Source organism: Pikeienuella sp. (assembly GCF_046290545.1).
Lineage (GTDB): Bacteria > Pseudomonadota > Alphaproteobacteria > Rhodobacterales > Rhodobacteraceae > Pikeienuella.
The window spans coordinates 31,420-51,401 of sequence record NZ_JBKAGV010000018.1; the positions used below are offsets into that span (position 1 = coordinate 31,420).

General features: G+C 68.7%; 19 protein-coding genes. 8 read left to right on the forward strand and 11 right to left on the reverse strand.

From position 1 onward, the window contains the following. On the reverse strand, positions 1 to 426 hold the full coding sequence (locus tag ACE37J_RS21105) for a Fur family transcriptional regulator (protein ID WP_409715591.1): 426 nt from the start codon (positions 424 to 426) through the stop codon (positions 1 to 3). A 116-nt stretch (positions 427 to 542) separates the two neighbouring features. Between ACE37J_RS21105 and ACE37J_RS21110 the strand changes: the two genes are divergently transcribed. The 8 genes from ACE37J_RS21110 (at position 543) to phnE (ACE37J_RS21145) (ending at position 8,099) form a co-directional block, all read left to right on the forward strand. After that, entirely contained in the window at positions 543 to 1,421 is an 879-nt protein-coding gene (locus ACE37J_RS21110) for a metal ABC transporter substrate-binding protein (protein ID WP_409715594.1), read from the forward strand. Continuing rightward, positions 1,418 to 2,257, forward strand: coding sequence for a manganese/iron ABC transporter ATP-binding protein (locus tag ACE37J_RS21115; RefSeq protein ID WP_409715596.1), 840 nt, complete (start codon positions 1,418 to 1,420; stop codon positions 2,255 to 2,257). Before ACE37J_RS21110 ends, ACE37J_RS21115 begins: the two co-directional genes overlap by 4 nt. Then, entirely contained in the window at positions 2,254 to 3,111 is an 858-nt protein-coding gene (locus ACE37J_RS21120; RefSeq protein ID WP_409715599.1) for a metal ABC transporter permease, read from the forward strand. Before ACE37J_RS21115 ends, ACE37J_RS21120 begins: the two co-directional genes overlap by 4 nt. After that, positions 3,111 to 3,932 carry a metal ABC transporter permease gene (locus ACE37J_RS21125; RefSeq protein WP_409716055.1) on the forward strand — a complete coding sequence of 274 codons (822 nt, stop codon included), beginning with the start codon at positions 3,111 to 3,113 and terminating at the stop codon, positions 3,930 to 3,932. The genes ACE37J_RS21120 and ACE37J_RS21125 overlap by 1 nt, the downstream gene beginning before the upstream one ends. Positions 3,933 to 4,026: 94 nt before the next feature. Beyond that, positions 4,027 to 4,866, forward strand: a complete 840-nt coding sequence (gene phnC, locus ACE37J_RS21130; protein ID WP_409715602.1) for a phosphonate ABC transporter ATP-binding protein — start codon at positions 4,027 to 4,029, stop codon at positions 4,864 to 4,866. Between the two features lie 55 nt (positions 4,867 to 4,921). After that, positions 4,922 to 5,830: a phosphonate ABC transporter substrate-binding protein gene (phnD, locus tag ACE37J_RS21135; protein WP_409715605.1), complete on the forward strand. Its 909-nt coding sequence runs from the start codon at positions 4,922 to 4,924 to the stop codon at positions 5,828 to 5,830. Between the two features lie 65 nt (positions 5,831 to 5,895). After that, positions 5,896 to 6,771, forward strand: coding sequence for a phosphonate ABC transporter, permease protein PhnE (phnE, locus tag ACE37J_RS21140; RefSeq protein WP_409715608.1), 876 nt, complete (start codon positions 5,896 to 5,898; stop codon positions 6,769 to 6,771). Further along, on the forward strand, positions 6,768 to 8,099 hold the full coding sequence (gene phnE / locus ACE37J_RS21145; protein WP_409715611.1) for a phosphonate ABC transporter, permease protein PhnE: 1,332 nt from the start codon (positions 6,768 to 6,770) through the stop codon (positions 8,097 to 8,099). Before phnE (ACE37J_RS21140) ends, phnE (ACE37J_RS21145) begins: the two co-directional genes overlap by 4 nt. Positions 8,100 to 8,243: 144 nt before the next feature. Here phnE (ACE37J_RS21145) and ACE37J_RS21150 read toward each other — a convergent pair whose 3' ends face one another. From ACE37J_RS21150 to flhA, 10 genes are all read right to left on the reverse strand, one after another. Then, positions 8,244 to 11,042 carry a putative Ig domain-containing protein gene (locus tag ACE37J_RS21150; protein WP_409715614.1) on the reverse strand — a complete coding sequence of 933 codons (2,799 nt, stop codon included), beginning with the start codon at positions 11,040 to 11,042 and terminating at the stop codon, positions 8,244 to 8,246. Further along, positions 11,039 to 11,452, reverse strand: coding sequence for a hypothetical protein (locus tag ACE37J_RS21155; RefSeq protein ID WP_409715617.1), 414 nt, complete (start codon positions 11,450 to 11,452; stop codon positions 11,039 to 11,041). The genes ACE37J_RS21150 and ACE37J_RS21155 overlap by 4 nt, the downstream gene beginning before the upstream one ends. A 9-nt stretch (positions 11,453 to 11,461) precedes the next feature. Continuing rightward, complete coding sequence (locus tag ACE37J_RS21160; protein ID WP_409715619.1) at positions 11,462 to 11,728, reverse strand: hypothetical protein; 267 nt, start codon at positions 11,726 to 11,728, stop codon at positions 11,462 to 11,464. Between the two features lie 120 nt (positions 11,729 to 11,848). Then, on the reverse strand, positions 11,849 to 13,294 hold the full coding sequence (locus tag ACE37J_RS21165) for an undecaprenyl-phosphate glucose phosphotransferase (protein ID WP_409715621.1): 1,446 nt from the start codon (positions 13,292 to 13,294) through the stop codon (positions 11,849 to 11,851). A gap of 137 nt (positions 13,295 to 13,431) precedes the next feature. Beyond that, a complete protein-coding gene (locus ACE37J_RS21170) occupies positions 13,432 to 14,631 on the reverse strand; it encodes a hypothetical protein (protein ID WP_409715624.1) in 1,200 nt (399 codons plus the stop codon). Positions 14,632 to 14,644: 13 nt separating this feature from the next. Beyond that, positions 14,645 to 15,283, reverse strand: coding sequence for a polysaccharide biosynthesis/export family protein (locus tag ACE37J_RS21175; RefSeq protein WP_409715626.1), 639 nt, complete (start codon positions 15,281 to 15,283; stop codon positions 14,645 to 14,647). Between the two features lie 255 nt (positions 15,284 to 15,538). After that, entirely contained in the window at positions 15,539 to 15,967 is a 429-nt protein-coding gene (locus ACE37J_RS21180; RefSeq protein WP_409715629.1) for a hypothetical protein, read from the reverse strand. Continuing rightward, the gene (locus tag ACE37J_RS21185) at positions 15,964 to 17,058 is read right to left on the reverse strand and encodes a flagellar biosynthesis protein FlhB (protein ID WP_409715631.1); all 1,095 of its coding nucleotides are present in this window, start codon (positions 17,056 to 17,058) and stop codon (positions 15,964 to 15,966) included. The genes ACE37J_RS21180 and ACE37J_RS21185 overlap by 4 nt, the downstream gene beginning before the upstream one ends. Further along, positions 17,058 to 17,900, reverse strand: coding sequence for a flagellar biosynthetic protein FliR (locus ACE37J_RS21190; RefSeq protein ID WP_409715634.1), 843 nt, complete (start codon positions 17,898 to 17,900; stop codon positions 17,058 to 17,060). Before ACE37J_RS21190 ends, ACE37J_RS21185 begins: the two co-directional genes overlap by 1 nt. Before the next feature lie 2 nt (positions 17,901 to 17,902). Then, positions 17,903 to 19,981: a flagellar biosynthesis protein FlhA gene (flhA, locus tag ACE37J_RS21195; RefSeq protein WP_409715637.1), complete on the reverse strand. Its 2,079-nt coding sequence runs from the start codon at positions 19,979 to 19,981 to the stop codon at positions 17,903 to 17,905. Position 19,982 lies beyond the last annotated feature (1 nt).

Consider the following 19,982-nt stretch of genomic DNA (forward strand, 5'->3'; position numbering starts at 1 on the left):
CTATCTCCGCTTCCGGCAATACAGCTCCAGCCGGTGCCGCACGACCTCGTAACCCAGCTCCTCCGCGATCAGGGCCTGAAGCGCCTCGATCTTCTCTGACCGGAACTCGATCACCGCGCCCGTCTCCACGTCGATGATGTGGTCGTGATGCGGGGCGTCCGTCGTCTCGAACCGCGCGGGGGCGCCCTCGAAGGCGAGGCGGTGGACGACGCCTTGTGACTCAAGCGCGGAGAGGGTGCGGTAGACGGTGGCGAGGGAGACCGTTTCCTCGATCTCCCGCGCGCGGCGGTGAAGCTCGTTCGCGTCCGGGTGGTCGTCCGCCTCGGCGAGGACCTTGAGAAGGGCGGCGCGCTGGCGCGTTATGCGCACGCCGTCGGCGCGGAGCGCCTCCTCCATTTCCGCTGCGGTGGCGTTCGATCCGGTCATGGTCCCATCATAACGGCGGCTGCGGGGCGCGTAAATGCGAAGGGTCGCAACTGGCCGCGCCTTGACAAGATGCAAATCGTTCTCATTATCATTCTAAACTTCCAACGGAGCCCCCCATGACGCGCCTCGCCGCATTCGCACTCGCGTTCGCCGCCCTCGCAAGCCCCGCCGCCGCCGAAAAGCTGAAGGCGGTCACCACCTTCACCGTCATCGCGGACATCGCGCAGAACGTCGCGGGCGATGCGGCGGAGGTGGAGTCGATCACCAAGCCCGGATCGGAAATCCACAATTACCAGCCGACGCCGCGCGACATCCTCAGGGCGCAGGAGGCCGATCTCGTCATCTGGAACGGGCTCGGCCTCGAACTCTGGTTCGAGCGGTTCTTCCGGAACCTGAGCGACGTTCCCGCCGTCGTCGCCTCCGAGGGGGTGGAGCCCATCGGCATTTCCGAAGGCCCCTATGAGGGCAAGGCGAACCCGCATGCCTGGATGAGCCCGACGGACGCCAAGACCTATGTCGCCAATATCCGCGACGCCTTCATCGCCGCCGACCCGGCGAATGCGGAGACCTATCGCGCCAACGCCGAAGCCTATATGGCGGAGATCGACGCGGTGGCCGAGCCGATCCGCGCCGCGCTCGAAGCCCTGCCGGAGAACCGGCGCTGGCTGGTGACGGGGGAGGGGGCGTTCAGCTATCTCGCCCGCGACTTCGGGCTCCGGGAACTCTATATCTGGCCGATCAACGCGGACCGGCAGGGGACGCCGAGCCAGGTGCGGAATGTGATCGATACTATGCGGGCGAACGACATCCCGGTGATCTTCTCGGAGAGCACGGTCTCCGCCGACCCGGCGCAGCAGATCGCGCGGGAGACGGGCGCCTCCTATGGCGGCGTGCTCTATGTGGACAGCCTGAGCGAGGCGGACGGGCCGGCGCCGACCTATCTCGACCTGCTGCGGGTGACGGCGCAGACCATTGCGGAGGGGCTATCGGAATGAGCGAGGCGGCGGGGCTCGACGTTTCCCATGTCACCGTCGCCTATCGCAACGGCGTCGTGGCGCTCCGGGATGCGAGCTTCACCGTCCCGAAGGGCTCCATCACCGCGCTCGTGGGCGTGAACGGGGCGGGAAAATCCACCATCTTCAAGGCGGCGATGGGCTTTCTCGAAGCCGCCTCGGGCGAGGTGCGCATCCTCGGCCTGCCGGTCAGGGAGGCGGTGCGGAAGAACCTTGTCGCCTATGTGCCGCAGGCGGAGGAGGTGGACTGGTCCTTCCCCGTCCTCGTCGAGGACGTGGCGATGATGGGCCGCTACGGCCATATGGGCTTCCTCCGCCGCCCCTCCGCGAGGGACCGGGCGGCGGTGGACCTGGCGCTGGAGCGGGTGGGGATGGCGGCCTTCCGTCGCCGGCAGATCGGGGAGCTTTCGGGCGGGCAGCGGAAGCGGGTGTTCCTCGCCCGCGCGCTGGCGCAGGACGCGCAGGTGATCCTGCTCGACGAGCCGTTCACCGGGGTGGACGTGGACACGGAGGCGGCCATCGTCGCGCTGCTGAAGGCGCTCCGGGAGGAAGGGCGGGTGATGCTCGTCTCCACCCACAATCTCGGCTCGGTGCCGGAATTCTGCGACCGGGTGGCGCTGGTGAAGGGGACCGTTCTGGCCTACGGGCCTACGGCGGAGGTCTTCACCCACGCCAATCTCGCCCGCGCCTTCGGCGGCGCGCTGCGGCGCTTCGACCTCGGCGGGCCGGACCTCCATGACGACGACGACGCGCGCACCGTCACCGTGCTGACGGATGACGAGCGGCCCTTCGTCCTCTACGATGAGAAGGCGAAGTGAGCGCGCTGGCCGAACCCCTCGCCTATGGCTACATGGTCAACGCCATGTGGGTTTCCGCGCTTGTCGGCGCGCTCTGCGGCTTTCTCTCCGCCTTCCTGATGCTGAAGGGCTGGTCCCTGATCGGGGATGCGCTGGCGCATTCCATCGTGCCGGGGGTGGCCGGCGCCTTCATGCTCGGCCTGCCGCTCGCCTTCGGCGCCTTCCTCTCGGGCGGGCTCGCCGCCGCGGCGATGCTGTTCCTCAACCAGCGGAGCGGATTGAAGGAGGATGTGGTGATCGGCCTCATCTTCACCTCCTTCTTCGGGCTCGGGCTTTTCATGGTGTCGCTCTCGCCCGCCTCGGTGAACGTGCAGACGATCATCATGGGGGAGATTCTCGCGATCACGCCCGAGGATACGCTGCAGCTTGCGATCATCGGCGGGGTTTCGCTCACGATCCTGCTTCTGATCTGGCGGGACCTGATGGCGGTGTTCTTCGACGAGGCGCATGCGCGGGCGATCGGGCTCCGCGCGGGATTGCTGAAAGGCGTGTTCTTCACGCTGCTCGCGGCGGCGACGGTGGCGGCGATGCAGACGGTGGGCGCCTTCCTCGTCATCGCCCTCGTGGTGACGCCGGGGGCGACGGCCTATCTGCTGACCGACCGGTTCCCGCGGCTCATCCTCCTTGCCGTCCTCCTCGGGGCGGGGAGCTGCCTCGCGGGAGCCTATCTCAGCTATTTCCTCGACGGGGCGACGGGCGGGACGATCGTGGTTCTCCAGACGCTCCTCTTCCTTGCCGCCTTCTTCCTCGCGCCGAAGCACGGGCGGATCGCCGCGCGGCGTATCCGGGCGGCGGCGATCCGGCGGGCCGCGTGATGGAGGCGCTGTTCCTGCCGTTTCGCTTCCCGTTCATGACGGATGCGATGCTGATCGCCGCGCTCGTCTTCGTTCCCGCCGCGCTCCTCTCCTGCTTCCTCGTGCTCAGGGGCTGGGCGCTGATGGGGGATGCGATTTCCCATGCCGTGCTCCCCGGCGTCGTCGGCGCCTGGATGATCGGCCTGCCGATCGCGCTCGGCGCCTTCGCCGCCGGCATGGTCTGCGCGCTCGCCGCCGGATATCTGCAGGAACACAGCCGGGTGAAGCCGGATACGGTGCTCGGCGTGGTGTTTTCCGGCATGTTCGGCCTCGGCGTGGTGATGTTCGCGGCCTCGGAGACGGACCTCCATCTCGACCATATCCTTTTCGGGGACATTCTCGGCGTCTCCGCGCGGGACCTTTGGGAGACCGGCGCGGCGGCGGCATTCGTTTCTCTGGTGCTGCTGGTCAAGTGGCGGGATTTCATGCTGCACGCCTTCGACCCGGCCCATGCGCGCGCGGCGGGCCTGCCGGTGCGCGTGCTGCATTACGGGCTCCTCGCGCTCCTCGCGCTCACCATCGTCGCGGCGCTGAAGGCGGCGGGGATCATCCTCGCCATCGCGCTCCTGATCGCGCCGGGGGCGGTCGCCTTTCTCGTGACGCGCCGGTTCGGGGCGATGCTGGCGGTCGCCGTCGCGGTCGCGCTTGGCTCCTCGCTCCTCGGCGTCTGGCTTTCCTTCTTCCTCGACAGCGCGCCGGCGCCGACCATCGTGCTGCTGATGACGGCGGCCTTCATCGCCGCTTTCGCCGCGGCGAACGTGCGGGCGCGCAGGGCGGCCTGAGCGCGAAGCGGGGCGTCACAGAACTTTTACGAATCCGTAACGGAATCGCCTCCCGGCGCCTTTAGCGCGGCTCCTGAAGCTTCAAAGGGCCGCCATGTTTCTGCACATCGAGAGCCTGACCAAGACGTTCGGCGCCGCCACGGCTGTCGACCGGGCGGAGATCGTCGTCGAGACGCCGCAGATGATCGGCGTGATCGGCCGCTCCGGAGCCGGCAAGTCCACGCTGCTGCGCATGATCAACCGGCTGACGGACGCGACCTCGGGGCGCATCCTCGTCGAGGGGCGGGACGTGCTGGCGCTGAAGGGCGCGGAGATGCGCCGCTGGCAGGCCGAATGCGCGATGGTGTTCCAGCAGTTCAACCTCGTCCCCCGGCTCGACGTCGCCTCCAACGTCGTCTTCGGCGCGCTGAACCGCCGTTCCGCCCTCGCCACTATGTTCAACCTCTTTCCGCGCTCCGACATCGAGCGCGCGCTCGACATCCTGGAGCGGCTCGGCATCGCGGAGCATGCGGCGAAGCGGGCGGAGGCGCTCTCAGGCGGGCAGCAGCAGCGCGTGGCCATCGCCCGCGCGCTGATGCAGGACCCGAAGATGGTGCTGGCGGACGAGCCCATCGCCTCGCTCGACCCGATGAACGCGCAGGCGGTCATGGAGGCGCTGCGCCGGATCCATACGGAGGACGGGCGGACGGTGATCTGCAATCTCCACACGCTCGACACCGCGCGGCGCTATTGCGACCGGGTGATCGGAATGCGGGCGGGCCGGATCGTGTTCGACGGCCCTTCCTCCGAGCTGACAACCGCGGTTGCGCGGGAGATCTACGGCGCCGGCGAGGATTTCTCGGAGGCGGCGACGTCGACGGAGCTCGAGACGCTCAACATCGAGGACAAGGTCGTCGCCCGCGCGCTGAAGACGAAGGCGCCGACCCTGAACTGAGGCCGACATCCGGCCCGGCCCTCCCGGCCGGGCCGTTTTTCATGGGAGAGTGAACATGAAGACGACGAAGACCTTCATCGCCGCCGCTATCGCGGCGCTGACGCTCGCCGGCGCCGCCGGCGCGCAGGAGATCACCGAGTTCCGCATCGGCGTGCTCGGCGGCGAGAACGCGCAGGACCGGATGACCTCCAACGAGTGCTTCCGCGCCAAGACCGAGGAGCTGCTCGGCGTTCCGACCAAGCTCTTCACCCCCGCCGATTATGACGGCGTGATCCAGGGCCTGCTCGGCGGCACGATCGACATGGCCTGGCTCGGCGCCTCCGCCTACGCCAAGGCCTATCTGACGGACCCCGAGGCGGTCGAGCCGGTCATGGTCAAGACCAATCTCGACAAGTCCTACGGCTATTATTCCATCGGTTTCGCCCGCAAGGACCGGAACATCGCCTCGCTCGACGACATGAAGGGCAAGGTCTTCGCCTTCGGCGACCCGAACTCCACCTCGGGCTACCTCATCCCCTCCATCGAGATCCCGCAGCAGACCGGCGCCACGATGGAGAACGGCGCCTATTTCGGCGAGGTGAAGTTCACCGGCGGCCATGAGCAGACCATCGTCGCCGTCGCCAACGGCGAGGTCGACGCGGGCGTGACCTGGGCCGACGGCATGGGCGCCTGGGAGGACGGGTTCAATTCCGGCGCGCTCCGCAAGGCGGTGGACGCCGGCCTCGTCGACATGAACGACATGGTCGAGATCTGGCGCTCCAAGCCGATCCCGGAAGGCCCGGTCGTGCTGCGCAAGGCGCTGCCGGAGCGGGTGAAGATCGACATGACCACGCTGATCGCGTCGCTGCCCTACATGGACCCGGAATGCGCCTACAACTTCATGGCGGGCGATGCGCTCGGCTTCCAGCCGATCAACCATGACGCCTACATCTCGATCATCGAGGCGCGGAAGTCCAAGGGCTGAGCCGCCTCCGCTGAACCGGGGCGGGGGGCTCCGGCCCTCCGCCCCTCTTCCGACAGGATGATCCGATGACAGAGGCGACAGCCGGGGCGGCGCGCGCGGGCGGGCCGACGATCCGCGAGGCGTATTTCGCCGAAGTGCGGCGCAAGCGGCTCTATGGCGGCGTGCTCCTCGCCATCTTCATCGTGCTGATGGTCGCCGGTTTCCGGCTCGCGGACGACAGGAACGCGGGCGGATTCTGGAGCGGCATCCTCAACATCTTCCAGTTCCCCTCCGAGGTCGTCTCCGAGGCGGCGGAGAAGGCGGCGAACCTTCCCGGCCTCGTGGTCCATTTCATCCCCTCGATGGTGGAGACGGTGAACATCGCCGCCGTCTCGACGCTGCTCGGCGGGCTTCTCGGAATCGTGCTTGCGCTTCTCTCGACGCGCGGGCTGGCGCGCTGGCCGCGGCTGATCGGGCTTTTCCGGCGGATGATGGACGGGATGCGCGCGATCCCCGAGATCGTGATCGCGCTCGTCCTCATCTTCATCATCGGCGGCGGCCCCGTGCCCGCAATGATCGCCATCGCGATCCACACCGCCGGCGCGCTCGGCAAGCTTTTCTCCGAGGCGGCGGAGAATGCGGACATGAAGCCGGTGGAGGGGCTGCAATCCGTCGGCGCCGGCTGGCTCCAGCGGATGTGGCTCGGCGTGCTGCCGCAGGTCGCCCCGAACTGGATCAGCTATGCGCTGCTGCGATTCGAGATCAACATCCGCGCCTCCGCCATCCTCGGCTTCGTCGGCTCGGGCGGCATCGGCTATGACCTGCGCATCGCCTTCCAGTGGGGGCAGGGGCGGTATGACGAGGTGGTGGCGATCTTCATCGTGCTCTTCATCACCATCGTGGTGGTGGACCAGATCTCCAGCGTCTATCGGGACCGGCTCGTGAAGGGAGCGATGCGATGAGCGTGGCTTTGGGAGGCGGCCATCGGGAGGCGGCGCACGGGTTGTTCCGGCGGAAGCGGATCGTCGCCTTTGGCGTTCCCGCCGCGATCCTCCTCTATTTCGTCTATATCTTCTTCGCCTTCGACCTGCCCGGCCTCGCGCAGCGGGCGCGGCTCGACAATGCAGCGATCCTTGTTTCCGATTTCTGGAGCTACAAGACGCATGTCACGAAGGACAACCGGAACGGCGAGATCACGGCCGCCATCGAGGGCGAGGCGAAGGGCGCCTATCCGGCGGGAACCTTCCCCGACTGGGTTGAGGAGACGGAAGGCGGCGTCCGCATCGCGCTGCGGGACGGCCATGCGGCGGTCTTCGAGCCGGAGGGCGCGCGCTATCTCCACCCGGAATTCGGGGAGATCGTCTTGCGGACCGAGGGGCGGCGGATCGCGCTGGTTCTTCCGCCCGCGCTTTCCGAGGTCCCCGACTGGATCAACGCCTCCGACACGCGCGTCGCGATCAACACCGAGGCGGGGCGCCTTTCCCTCACCCGCAACAGGACGGAGGCGTTCCGCTATTTCGCGGGCTGGGAGCTCTTCTTCTTCACGCTGGACAGCCCGTTCTCCGGCCGCTCCCTCGGCGAGCTCACGGCGCTCGCGCTCTGGGAGCCGCGGATCGACGAGGCGCGGTCCAATCTCGGCTACATGCTTTCCGAGTTCTGGACCAACAGGATGTGGCGGCACGGGGATGTCGCCTGGGCGATCTTCGAGACGATCCTGATGGCCTTCCTCGGCACGATGGGCGCGGCGATCATCGCCTTGCCGCTCGGCTTCGTCGCGGCGAAGAACTTCGCCCCGGCGGCGGCGGCCCGGTTCGGCGTGCGGCGGCTCTTCGACTTCCTGCGCGGGGTGGACGGGCTGATCTGGACGATCATCCTCTCCCGCGCCTTCGGGCCGGGGCCGCTGACCGGCTCGCTCGCCATCCTGATCACGGATACCGGGACATTCGGGAAGATCTTCTCCGAAGCGCTGGAGAACGTGGACGAGAAGCAGATCGAGGGGGTGCGCTCCACGGGCGCGAAGCCGGTGCAGCGCTATCGCTTCGGCGTCATCCCGCAGGTGATGCCGGTGATCCTCTCCCAGGTGCTCTACTATCTCGAGTCCAACACCCGTTCGGCCACGGTGATCGGCGCCATCGTCGGAGGCGGGATCGGGCTGCTGCTCACGCAGGCGATCATCACGCAGAAGGACTGGGAAGAGGTGACCTATTACATGGTCCTCATCGTCCTCATGGTGATGTTCATGGATACGGTTTCCGGCTGGCTGCGGCGGAGGCTCATCAAGGGCGCGTGAACGCCCGGCCCTTTCGGGCCGGGCGTCGTGCGGTTTGCCGCAGGGGTTTGCCACAGGGGTTTGCGCGGGGCGATGTGCGCGGTTCGTGGGATCCTCGACTCCGTCGCGACCGCCCTGCCGGGGAAGGCGCCGCCGCCCGCGCCCTTATGTCGCCGGCGGGCGGATGAACGTCGTCGCGTGAAGCACGCGCTGCGAGGGAGCGAACGAGGCGGAGAAGCCTGAGGCCGAGCCGCCGCCCACGTCCTCCACCACGCCGAGCCGGGTCCAGTGCGAGCCGCTCAGCTCGACGGCGGCGGCGTCCCATGCGCCTGCGCCGCCGAGCGTCACGCCCGTGGTCGGGCCGCTCGCCATGATCATGTGCAGCGCGGTCGAGCCGCCCTGCGGCGAAGCGACGCCGGGCGCCATCGTCGTGATCGGCGTCCCGCCGCTGGCGGCGACGGTCGGCGGCGAGCCGAGCTGGCCCGCGTCCACCCTGACGACCATGAAGGTGCCGCCGTTGGCGTTCGCCGCGTATCCGACATCGAGGTCCAGGTCGCCCGTCCCTGGCGAGGCGACGTGGTAGAGGTTGAGCTTGAAGGCGCTGCTCGCCCACCGGACCGTCTGCGGGTGGATGCTCGCGCCGCCGAGGGTCGCCGCGTTCGGATAGCCCGTGTCGGAACCGGACGAGCTGCTGGTCGCCACGAAGATGATGAGAGGGGAGCCGTCGTGCCCGGCGATTGTCGCCAGGTTGGCTGGGGCGCCCGCCGCGATGGCGTCGAAGCCGGCGTGTTCCACCACGGTGTAGGATACGGCGGACGCGGGGAGCGGGTTCGTGAAGAGCCCCGCCTCGACCTGGCCGAGGAGCGGCAGGCCCGGCTTCGTGGCGAGGCCGCTTTCGACGATCGGGAAGTCCAGGAACCGCGCGAGCGTGTCCTTGAGGTCGTCGCCCTCCGGGTCCGGCGGCAGGCCGACATAGTTGATCGAAGGCGGATCGTAGGCGAGCACGTCCGCGTTGGTCCAGTCCGAGCCGTCCTGCTTCCCGACGCGGATGCGCCGGAAGCCTTCATGGGTCACGAGGGCCGTGTCGATCGTCCGCGCTCCGTTGACGGTGAAGCCGAGGACGCCGCCGAGCACCTGATCGCCGCCGATCTCCACCGGCGGAACCTCCGCCGCGTGGAGCTCGCGCATCGTCGTGACGTCCCGCCCCGCGATGCCGACATGGACGTATCTCGGATCGTCGCCCGGCGCCGTCGGCCAGTCGACATAGTCGAGCATGATGTCGCCCGGATCGAAAGCGCCCACGGCGTAGGCCATGCCCGCCGCCGCCAGCGCGGCGATCTCCGAGAAGCCGCCGACCTGATTATTGGAGGCGTGGCCGGCGTCGAACCATGTCCCGTCCGGGTTGCGCGTCCCGTTCGTGAGCCATGCCGGGGAGAAGACATTGGGGAAGCCGAGAACGTATTGCCCGTACACCGGATGGCCGATGAACGCCTTCTGCGCATCCACGACCGGCGGGTTCGGGTGTTCCCGGAAGGCGAGGCGGCTGTGCGTCCAGTCGTAGATCTCCGCCCAGGAATGGTCCTGGATGTAGTTGAATGACCCGCCGAACTCGGTGATCAACGCGCCGGGCGCGACCGGGGCCCCGGACGGGTCCACCCCGAAGGCGATGCGCCCCGTGATGCCTAGCGCCTGGGCAGAGGTGGTGTAGTTGGCCGACGAGGAATAGGCCCAGTAGACAAGATCGAGCGCCACCGGCCGGTCCGTCTCGACGAGATGCGGCTGGCCCGCCTGCGCGATGAGGACTTCATCCTCCCAGAAGCGGCCGTTGTCGCTGTCGTTCACCGTCTGGCGGTCGTTCGTGCCGGAAACGGCGTGGCCCATGACGACGATGGGGCCATCCGTCAGCACCTCCGCCAGCGTGTTCGCAAAGCGCCAGACCGGGTCGCGCCCGGCCGCGGGCGAGCCCGCCACGTCGAAGACGAGCAGGTTGGCGGCTGTCACCGGCGCGGGCGTGAGCGCGTCCCGCTGGAGCGTGATGACGCGGACGGCGTTGTCCGCCAGCGCCACGGTCGGCGTGAGCGAGACGCCCTCGAAATTCGTGTCCCCGAGCCACCGCTGGTCAGACTGCGCGAAGAGCGACATCACCCAACCGATGAAGCAGGCGTTCGAGGTCGCGGCCGGGGCGTTGCCCGCATCACGGTAACGGACCTCGGCGCGCAGCGCGTCGAACCCGCGCGGCGCGCCCTCGATCCAGCCCTCGAAGGAGCCGTCGCCCGCGTCGGCCGTCGCGATGTCCATCCATGCGGAGACCGCCGCGCCGTCCGAGGCGCGGACCATCCGCCCCTGCACGATCTCGCCGGGCTCGCCCGCGCCCGAGACGAAGACAAGGCCGCTGTTCTGCTCCCGCCGCCCGGAGAAGATCGGCGCAGCGCCGCCGGGGCCGGTCGCGAAGGGCGAGAGCGTGAGTTCGGTCGCAAAGCTCACGCCCGAGACGACGACGGACCCGCTGGTCACGCTGGCCGCGCCAAGGTTGTTGGACGCCGTGACCTCGACGGAGAGGCTCGCGCCGACATCGGCGGCGGTCGCGAGATAGGCCTCGCCAGTCTCGCCGGGGATGGCGACGCCGTTTTGGAGCCACTGGTATCCGAAGGTCGGCTCTGGCTGGCCCGTCCATGAGCCGGGCTCGGCCGTCAGGCTTCCGCCGATGGCGGCGGTTCCGAGGATTTCGGGCGCGGCGGTGTTGACCGGCAGGCTCGCCGCCTCGATCCGCCAGGAGAAGCTCGCAAGGGCCTGACCGCTCTCGTTCGCGGCCGTCACGGTGACCGTGCTGGCCCCGACGGCGGTCGGCGTGCCGAAGACGATGCCCGTCGTCGGATCGATGGAGAGACCGGGCGGCAGGCCCTCGGCCGAGAAGGTCAGCCCGCCCCCGGAAAAATTGAGCGAAACGTCGAGTTGAGTTGTCATGGGAGAAGGTCCACCTGATCGGGAATCGGGCCGAGAAGCTGCGGCGGGGCATAGGCGCGGCGCACGGTCACCCGAAGCCGCGCCGGGACGGACGAGACGCCGTCGGCGACGGCCGGGCCGATCGCGGTCGTGACCGACTCGCCCTCGGCGAACCCGTCGCCGAGGCCGTTCCTGTCGAAGGTCACGGAGATCGCGCCCGCGGCGGTCGACGTCGTGAAGCGCCCGCCGGCGCTTCCCGGCGCTGCGGAAAGGTCGCCGCCGGGCAGGGAAAGGGGGCCGGCGGCGCCGAAGGCCCGGATCGGGCCGAGCGCGGCGACCGCCGCGTCATGCGGGATCGTCGCCGACAGGGACGCCGTGAGCCCGCCGGGCCCGCGCCGCGCCACGAAGGCGGGAATGGGAGTGAGCCGCATCCCGGCGCCTCAGCTGACGACGATGGCGTGGATTCCGCCGGCGGTCGTTCCGGTCGCGAGCACCTGCCGGACGCCGCAGAGCACCCAGCCGTAATCCGGGACCGTCACTGTCCGCGTGGCGCCCTTCTGGCTCACGAAGCGCACCGCGCCGCCCGCCTCCACATAGAGCGCGATGGCGACGTCGGGCAGCGCCGCCGAATTCGACGGGTCGACCGGCGCATAGTCGAGGCCCGGGCCTGAAAGGGAGGCTGCGCGGGAATCGAAAGGGTTGGACATGGCTGATCTCCGTGACGGCGCGGCCTCACCGCGCATGCGAAATTCGGGAGACCGCAGTTAGCAAACGAAGAGTAAATGATTTCGGCTCAATGCAACGCGCGATCAACGCGCAACAGGCGATCAATAAGCGGATCTCTGAAAGAATACCACCAGCGCCGTCATCACCAGGATCCGGAGATCGAAAAGGAGTGACCAGTTCTCGGCATAATATATGTCGTGCCTGATGCGCGCCTCCATTTTCGCGATATCCTCGGTCTCGCCGCGCAACCCTTTGACCTGCGCCCATCCGGTGATCCCCGGCTTGACCTTGTGGCGGGTGAAGTAGCCGCGGATCTGCCTGCCGTATTCCTCGTTATGGTCGAGCGCGTGCGGCCGCGGGCCGACGAGGGACATCGTCCCGTTCAGGACGTTGAAGAGCTGCGGCAGCTCGTCGATCGACGTCGCGCGGATGATGCGGCCGACGCGGGTGACCCGCGGGTCGCCCTTCGTCGCCTGACGGACGACGGCTTCGTCCGGCCGGTTGTGATACATCGAGCGGAACTTGTAGATCTCGAACGGCCGGTTGTTGAAGCCGAGCCGCTTCTGCATGAAGAAGACAGGCCCTTTCGGATCGTCGATCTTGATCGCCACGGCGACGATCAGCAGAAGCGGGCTGAGGAGGAGCAATGCGACTCCGGCGAAGAGATAGTCCTCCAGCGCCTTCAGCAGCGAGCTCCAGCCGGCGATCGGCCGCCGCTCCACCTCGAACATCGAGAGCTGCTGCAGCGAGCCGAGGACAGGGCGGAACCTGAGCCGGAAGCCCACGAGATCGCTCGCGATGTGGACGTTGACCGGCAGCTCCTTCAGCCGCTCGACGATGCGCGCGAGTTCGAGATCCTCGCTCCAGGGCAGGGCGATCACGATGTCGTCGATCCAGCCGGCGCGCACGTCCCGCAGGAGCCTGTCCGTTCCGCCGAGGACGGGGCGGCCGGCGACCTCGGTCGGCGCCTGCTCGCCCGCATCGGCGTAGACGCCGCGCACCACGGTGAAGTAGGGGCGGACCTCGTCGATCCGCTTCAGGAACCGGCGGGCCTGCTCCCCGTCCCCGTAGACGACGAGACTGCGGCCGATGAGCTCCTTCCGCGAGAGTCTGAGAAGAAACAGGTAGACGAGCATGCGCGCGGTGATCAGCACCACGACGCCCGAGCCGGCGAAGGCGAGGAGCCAGGTGAAGCTCAAACCCGCGCCCGCCTTGAGCGCGACCACGATGCTGAGGAAGAAGAGGACGGAGGTCGCCATCGCGGCGATCACCGTGTCCGAAAAGCGAAGCGGGCGCATGATCGCGTCGATCTCGTAGAGGCCGGCGCGCTGGAAGAGGAAGAGGGCGAGGAAGCAGACGAAGAAGGTCGTCGCCACGTAGATGTCCACGGTCTCGTACGAAAAGATCACGAGCCGGCGATAGGTGAGCAGCGCGCAGAGGCCGAGAAGGAACGCGTCGAGAAGGCCGACCAGGCCGGGAACGATCGCGACCGAGGACTTGCGGCCGCCATCGAAAGAGACCGATGCGCCCGGAGCCGGATCAGACACGCCTGCATACCTCGCTACGCGACAGAGACACGCCTCTCGACGCCGGATTCCACATGACCACCCCCCAAGCCCTTATGTCGCAACAAGGCCCGCCCTGCAATTCGCCTGTCCCCCTGCGGCAAGGGGGCGGCGGCCTTTCAGGGTTGGAGCGTAAAGGCCTTCGAGATCGTGAAGAACAACCGGTGGGATGCGGAATCCAGACTCTCCTCCGGCTGCAGCCGGAGGCTGTAGTTCAGCCCGGCGTTAAGCTCCGGCGTGATCGCGAACTGATAGCCGACGCTTGTCTGCACGAGGGTTGAGCCGGAGCCGCCGCCAACCAGAGTCGATGCGAGGCTCTGCCGCGAGAGGCCGAGGGACAACGAGAAGTTTTCCCGCGTGTTGATGCTGTGGCCAAGGCCGAGGTTGACCCGCAGACGGTCCTGCAACTCGCCGGTGGCGCTGGCCTGGAGCGACTGACCCGCGCTGAAGGAGAGGCTGGTGGCCTCGTTCACGGCGTAGCCGGCGCTGGTCGAGAAGCTGAAGCCGACGCGGCTGCTGTCATTGTCGCCGGGGCGCGTCGTTTCCGTGTAGTTGAGCCCGACCTGGCCGCCGAAGGTGAAGCCGGGATTGATCGAGGTGCTGACGCCGCCGCCGAAGCTGGCCGTGACCGATTCCGAATCGTTGGTCCCGCCAAAGGTCACGCGGCTCAGCCCGGTGCTCAGATTGACCGTGGTCCGGTCGGTTATGCTGTGGGCGAAGCCGCCGCTTGCGCCGATCGTCGTGCTGGGCGTCAGCGTGTCCGCATCGTCGGTGAAGCGCCGGATGGACAGGTTCGTGCCGAGATTGAACCGGTTGCGCGAGTCGATCCGGTAGCCCGCGCCGGCAGAGGCGCGCAGGCTGATCGCGGTGGCGTTCCGCTGGATGACGTCAAGATCGGTGGAGCCGTCATCCAGTTCTTCCAGTTCGGAAAAGACCGTCGGCCGGATGTCGAGAGAAAGGCCGCTGCTGAGGTCGAGCGACCCGACGCGGTGCGAGAGGCCGCCGCTGAAGCTCGGGGTGATCTGGTTCTGGCCGCCCTCGCCGATGAACCGCGTCGCCCGGAAGCCGGGGCTGAAGCTGAGCGACGTTCGCGGGGTCTCGCTGGAGATGGCGAGGTTCCCGGTCGTCGTCGAGCTGAAGGTCGGGTCGTCGCCGCCTTGCGAGAGGGTCAGGTTGCTGTCCGCGCCGAAACGCTGCGAGAGGGCGCCGGAGATGGTCCATCCATCCGCCTTCGCCGCGCCGACGGCGAACGACGCCAGCGCCGCCCCGGCGAGGACGCTGCGCCAGCGCGGGCGGATTTCGGCGCCGGGGAATGGCATCGGGGTTTGCGCCTCAGTCGAAGAGGCTGCGTTCGGGCACGATGATGACATCGCCGTCGCCGAGAATCGGGCCGGCCTCGGTCGACAGCCCGCTCTCCAGCGCGTCATAGTCGAAGAGTTCGACGGTCTTCACCCCGTCCACCTCGCGGTGGATCTGGATGCGCTTGCGCGCGGCGAAGGGCGCCGGGCCGCCAACGAGGGCGAGGGTCTGCACCACGGTCAGCGGCGTCTCCTCGTCGAACGGCACCGCGCCGGGAGAGCGCACCTCGCCGAGAACGTAGATCAACGGTTGCGGCTCCGCCTCCTCGCCCAGCGCGCCGAGCCCGACGGCCGACACGGTGACGGTCGGCGGCGTCACGAAGATGCTGGCGAGCCGTCCCTGCACCTCCGCGGCGAGCTGCTCCGGGGTCTTGCCGGTGGCGCGGAGCGTACCGGCGATCGGAAGGGAGATGCGCCCATCCGGCAGGATCAGCGCCTGCCGGTTCAGCGACGGGTCCTCAAGGACCGAAATGTCGATACGGTCGCCCGGGGCGAGCACATAGCGCTCGACTTCCTCGTCGCCCTCCTCGACCACCTGCGCCGCCGGCGCCGTGACGAGGCCGATAGACAGGATCGCCGCGGCGGCGCCCAGCATTCTGAAAAAACGTGACATTCCGGTTCTCCGTTCATCCGTCCGCATTCACCGCCCGCCGGGCGGCGCCAGACCGCGCCACTATCAGTCTACAACACTTGAAGACTCTCTAACAACACCTTCTTTCATAGATGAGATTCCGGGATTGCGGGCGCTTGCCGGGCTGCTGGCTGCGGGCAGCCTTCTCTCCGCCCGAACCATGCAGCCCTCCGCACCCGCCGCCGCGGTCCGTATCAGAAGCCGCCGGAGCGGGGAACGCCCTGTCGCGCCGCCGCGTCATGGAGCCGAGCCGGATGCGGCCCGGCGGCCGCGTGGCAACGGCCTTTCCCGCTCCTCCTTCCGCGCCTCCGCCGCCCGCCGCGTGGCGCGCGCCTCCTTCAGGAGACGCTCGGCAGCCTGTTCGCGCCCGGCCGCGCCGGCGGCGACCCGCTCCGCGGCGAGGAGCTCCGGGCCGAGCGCCTGCCGCCGCGCCGCAATCTCGACTTGGCGCAGGCGGACCGCGGCGCGGAAGGCGTCGAGCGCGACCTGTGCGGCGAGACCGCCCTCGGCCGCGGCCGCCGCCTCCTCCCTCGCCGCCGTCTCCAGCTCGACCGAAGCGGCGATGAGCGCGGCGTCGCGGCGGCGGAGGGCCGCGAAGGCGGCGAGGTCCCGCAGCTTCGCCTGCGCCGCGAGCGCGACGAGCCGGCCTGCAGCCTCCGGCGTCATCGTCCCTGCTCCTTCGCGCGCTTCCGCATCGCCTCGGCAAAGCGGATCGCCGCAGCGACGGCCTGGTAATGCGCAGGCTCGATCTCCCGCCCGATCTCCGTGGTCGCCTCCAGCGCGCGCGCCGTCGGCGGATCATGCCGGATCGGCACGCCCGCGCGCTCCGCCGTCTCGCGGATGCGGAGGGCGACGCCGTCCACGCCCTTGGCCACGACGACGGGCGCGCCGCCCATGCTCCGGTCCCATTTCAGGGCGACGGCGTAGTGCGTGGGGTTGACGATCACGACCGCGGCCTTCGGCACGTCGTGCATCATCCGATTGGTTGCGATCTCCTCAGCCCGGCGCCGGCGCTGGGACTTCAGCATCGGGTCGCCCTCGGCGTTCTTCGCCTCGTCCCGCATTTCCTGGTAGGACATGCGCAGCTTCCGCGCATGGTCGAACCGCTGCCAGAGATAGTCCACCGCAGAGACGGCCGCCGCCACTACCGCGATCTGGATGAGGAGCGAAAAGGCGAGGCGGGACATCTCCGCCGCCACCATCGCCGGTTCGGCCCGGACGAGGCCGATCACCCGGTCCGCCTCTTTGGCGAGGAAGATCGTGAGCAGCGCCGCGATGATGAGAAGCTTCACCGCCGACTTGGCGAACTCGAAGAGGCCGGTCGGCCCGAACTTGTTCTTCGCGTTCGCGATCAGGGAGATGCGGCTGAGCTTCGGCTCCAGCTTCTCCGGAGCGAAGACGAAGGCCTGCTGCGCAATGAGCGCGACGATGACGAGGAAGAACGGAAAGGCGAAGAGCGGAAGGAGCCCGACCATCGCCTCCGAGACCATTCCGAGCGAGAGCGCGCCGCCGCCCATCGAGAGATGCCGCGGCGCCAGCGTCTCCGCCCGCGCAAGATAGGCTGCGAGGGTCGATCCCGAAGTGGAGACGGCGGCGGCGCCGAACAGACCGAGCCCGCCGAGGAGACCGAAATAGGCCGCCGCGGCGGAAATGTCGTTGGACTTGGCGATGTCGCCGCGCTTTCGCGCGTCGTCGAGCTTCTGCTGTGTCGGCTCGTAGGTCTTTTCGCCCGAAGAGCTGTCGTCTTCCTCCGACATCAGCGTCCCCGGAACGGCGCAGCGAGCGCCTCGTCGAGCATGCCGGACCAGTGCATGAGCATGGCTGGCGCGCAGAGAAGGAGGAAGAGAAGCGCGCCCGCCGTGATCGCCGGCGCGCCGACGAAGGCGACCATGAGCTGCGGCATCGCCCGGTTGATCGCGCCGAGCGCCACGTTGTAGACGAGCGCGGCGACGAGGAAGGGCGCGGCAAGCGTGAAGGCGAGGCCGAAGGCCGCGGAGGCCCGGCCGACGCCCCATTCCGCAAGATCGCCCGCCACCGGGAAGACGCCGAAGGGGAACACCTCGTAGGAGCCGATCATCGCCGCCGTCGCCTTCACATGAAGGCCCGACGCCAGCACGAGCGCGATGCCGGCGACGACGAGGATGTTGCCGATCGCGGGCATCGGGTCCGGCGTCGCGCCGCCGCCGAAGATCTGCGCCACCGAGGTCGCCTGCGCGGCCATCGCGCCGGCGAGCTGCAACGCGAAGACGAAGAAGCGGATCGCGATGCCGAGCGCGAGGCCCGAGGCCGTCTCCGCCAGGATCAGGCGGCCGAGCGCGAGACCCGGCTCCGCCGTCTGGCCGACCGGCGGCTCCGTCGGAATGTCGAGCCCGGGCAGGACCGTCGGCCATACGAGCGCGGTGAACGCGATGGCGGCGACGAGCCGCACCCGCGCCGGGGCGAGCATTTCCCCGAAGCCCGGCAGCAGCGCGGCGACGGCGCCGACGCGCGCGAAGACGGCTACAAGCGCGTTTATCTCCGCCTCCGAGAAGGCGAAGAGCTGGCCGAGCAGCGCGAAGAGCCGCATCGTTTCGGAAGAGGCCGGGTCGATCCCCTCCATGATCAGGCGACGCCGATCAGCGAGGGCCGGGCATTGGAGCCGATCTCGTCAAAGGAGAGGACGGCGTTGCGCACGCCCTTCGCCTCCAGCACCGTCTTGAGGAAGCGCCGCCGCGCCGCGCCCACGGCGATCACCGGATAGCGGCCGAGCCGCCCGGCCTCCGCCACCTTCTCCGCCACCGAGGCGGCGAGGCGGTTGAACTCGGAGGGCGGGAGCGCGATGTCGGGCACGCCTTCCGTCGATTCGATCGTGTGGCGGGTGAAGATCTCCTCCCATTCCGGCCGAAGCTGGATCATCGGCAGCGCGCCGTCCGGCTCGGTCAGCCCCGCGACGAGCTGGAAGCCGAGCCGCCGGCGCACATGCTCGACAATCGCGTCGGGCGCGGCGCCCATGCCCTTCGCCTCCTGGATCGCCTCTAGAATGAGCGGCAGGTTGCGGACGGAGACCTGCTCCTCCAGCAGCCGCCTGAGCACGCCCTGGAGGAGGTCGACAGGCACCTTGTCCGGCACGAACTCGTCCAGCAGGCGGCGATTCGCGGCGGCGCGGTTCGGGTCGGAGACGGCGACGAACTCGTCGAGGAGCTTGCGAAGCGCCCGGCGGGTGAAGAGCCGCCCGAAATTCGCCTTCACGATCTCGAGGAGATGCGTCGCCACCACTTCAGTCGGGGTGATGACGGAGAAGCCGGAGAGGGAGGCGTTCTCCTGCTCCTCCTCCGCGATCCAGCGGGCGGGGGCGCCGTAGACCGGCTCGGCGGCGTCCTCCCCCGCAGGGGCGAGATGCGGCTGGTCCCCGAGGAGGACGAGCGCGCGGCCCGGCCTGAGCGTCGCCCGCGCCATCTCAACGCCCTGGATGCGGATGACATAGCCGCCGGAGGGAAGACTCGCATCGTCCGTCAGCCGGATCTCGGGGATCACGACGCCGTAGAGGCCGATGATGTGGTTGCGCATGTTGGTGATGCGGTTGCCGAGGCCGGTGACCTCGTCGAGGACCGACTCCACCATGTCGGCGGCGAATTCGACATGGATGTCGTCAAGGTCGAGCATGTCTCCGACCCGTTTCTCCGTCGGCCGCTTCTTCTCCTGTTCGGCGCTTTTCGGCGCGGCGAGGGAGAGGAGCTTCGTCTTCCGCGCGCCGGCCCAGGCGGCGGCGCCGAGGACCACGGCGCCGAGCAGGAAGGGCGCCATCGGCAGGCCGGGAACAAGCGCCAGCAGCGTCATCAGCCCGGCGACCGTGGCGAGCGCGGCGGGAAAGCCGCCGAGCTGTCCGATCACCGCCTTGTCGGCCGAGCCGAGCACGCCGCCCTTGGAGAGGAGAAGGGCGGCGGCGATGGACATGATGACGGCCGGGATCTGGCTCACCAGCCCGTCGCCGACGGTGAGAATGGCGTAGGTCTCGAACGCCTCCCCGATCGGCATGCCGTGCCCGAAGACGCCCATCGCGAGGCCGATCACGAGGTTGAGCAGGGTGATGAGGAGGCCGGCGATCGCGTCCCCCTTCACGAATTTCGAGGCGCCGTCGAGCGAGCCGAAGAAGGTCGTCTCCTCCTGCTCCAGCTTGCGCCGGGCCCGCGCCTCCTCATGGGAGATGGCGCCGGCGGCCATGTCGCTGTCGATGGCGAGCTGACGGCCCGGCATCCCGTCGAGCGCGAAGCGCGCGCCGACCTCGGCCATGCGGCCCGCGCCCTTGGTGATGACGATGAAGTTGACGATCAGCAGCACGCCGAAGACGACGAGGCCGAGCCAGATCGAACCCCCCATCACGAACATCGCGAAGCCCTCGATCACCTCTCCCGCGGCATGGGTGCCGTTATGCCCCTCCCCGATGATTAGCTTGGTCGACGAGACGTTGAGCGAGAGCCGCAGCATCAGCGAGGCGAGCAGGATCGTCGGGAAGGCCGAGAAATCGAGCGGGCGCTGGATGAAGAGCGTGTTGGTGAAGACGAGGATGGAGAGCGCGAAGGAGATCGTCAGCCCGAGGTCGAGCACCCAAGCCGGCATCGGCAGGATCATCATGAGGATGACCGCCAGCAGCGCGAGCGCGAGCAGGATCGTCGGCTGGTAGAGCTTGGAGATGTTCATCATC

Bases quoted from the DNA above. Each gene is read 5' to 3' on its own strand.
- ACE37J_RS21105 (WP_409715591.1), bottom strand. From the start codon at position 426: ATGACCGGATCGAACGCCACCGCAGCGGAAATGGAGGAGGCGCTCCGC.
- ACE37J_RS21110 (WP_409715594.1), top strand. From the start codon at position 543: ATGACGCGCCTCGCCGCATTCGCACTCGCGTTCGCCGCCCTCGCAAGC.
- ACE37J_RS21115 (WP_409715596.1), top strand. From the start codon at position 1,418: ATGAGCGAGGCGGCGGGGCTCGACGTTTCCCATGTCACCGTCGCCTAT.
- ACE37J_RS21125 (WP_409716055.1), top strand. From the start codon at position 3,111: ATGGAGGCGCTGTTCCTGCCGTTTCGCTTCCCGTTCATGACGGATGCG.
- phnC (WP_409715602.1), top strand. From the start codon at position 4,027: ATGTTTCTGCACATCGAGAGCCTGACCAAGACGTTCGGCGCCGCCACG.
- phnD (WP_409715605.1), top strand. From the start codon at position 4,922: ATGAAGACGACGAAGACCTTCATCGCCGCCGCTATCGCGGCGCTGACG.
- phnE (WP_409715608.1), top strand. From the start codon at position 5,896: ATGACAGAGGCGACAGCCGGGGCGGCGCGCGCGGGCGGGCCGACGATC.
- phnE (WP_409715611.1), top strand. From the start codon at position 6,768: ATGAGCGTGGCTTTGGGAGGCGGCCATCGGGAGGCGGCGCACGGGTTG.
- ACE37J_RS21150 (WP_409715614.1), bottom strand. From the start codon at position 11,042: ATGACAACTCAACTCGACGTTTCGCTCAATTTTTCCGGGGGCGGGCTG.
- ACE37J_RS21155 (WP_409715617.1), bottom strand. From the start codon at position 11,452: ATGCGGCTCACTCCCATTCCCGCCTTCGTGGCGCGGCGCGGGCCCGGC.
- ACE37J_RS21160 (WP_409715619.1), bottom strand. From the start codon at position 11,728: ATGTCCAACCCTTTCGATTCCCGCGCAGCCTCCCTTTCAGGCCCGGGC.
- ACE37J_RS21170 (WP_409715624.1), bottom strand. From the start codon at position 14,631: ATGCCATTCCCCGGCGCCGAAATCCGCCCGCGCTGGCGCAGCGTCCTC.
- ACE37J_RS21175 (WP_409715626.1), bottom strand. From the start codon at position 15,283: ATGTCACGTTTTTTCAGAATGCTGGGCGCCGCCGCGGCGATCCTGTCT.
- ACE37J_RS21180 (WP_409715629.1), bottom strand. From the start codon at position 15,967: ATGACGCCGGAGGCTGCAGGCCGGCTCGTCGCGCTCGCGGCGCAGGCG.
- ACE37J_RS21185 (WP_409715631.1), bottom strand. From the start codon at position 17,058: ATGTCGGAGGAAGACGACAGCTCTTCGGGCGAAAAGACCTACGAGCCG.
- ACE37J_RS21190 (WP_409715634.1), bottom strand. From the start codon at position 17,900: ATGGAGGGGATCGACCCGGCCTCTTCCGAAACGATGCGGCTCTTCGCG.
- flhA (WP_409715637.1), bottom strand. From the start codon at position 19,981: ATGATGAACATCTCCAAGCTCTACCAGCCGACGATCCTGCTCGCGCTC.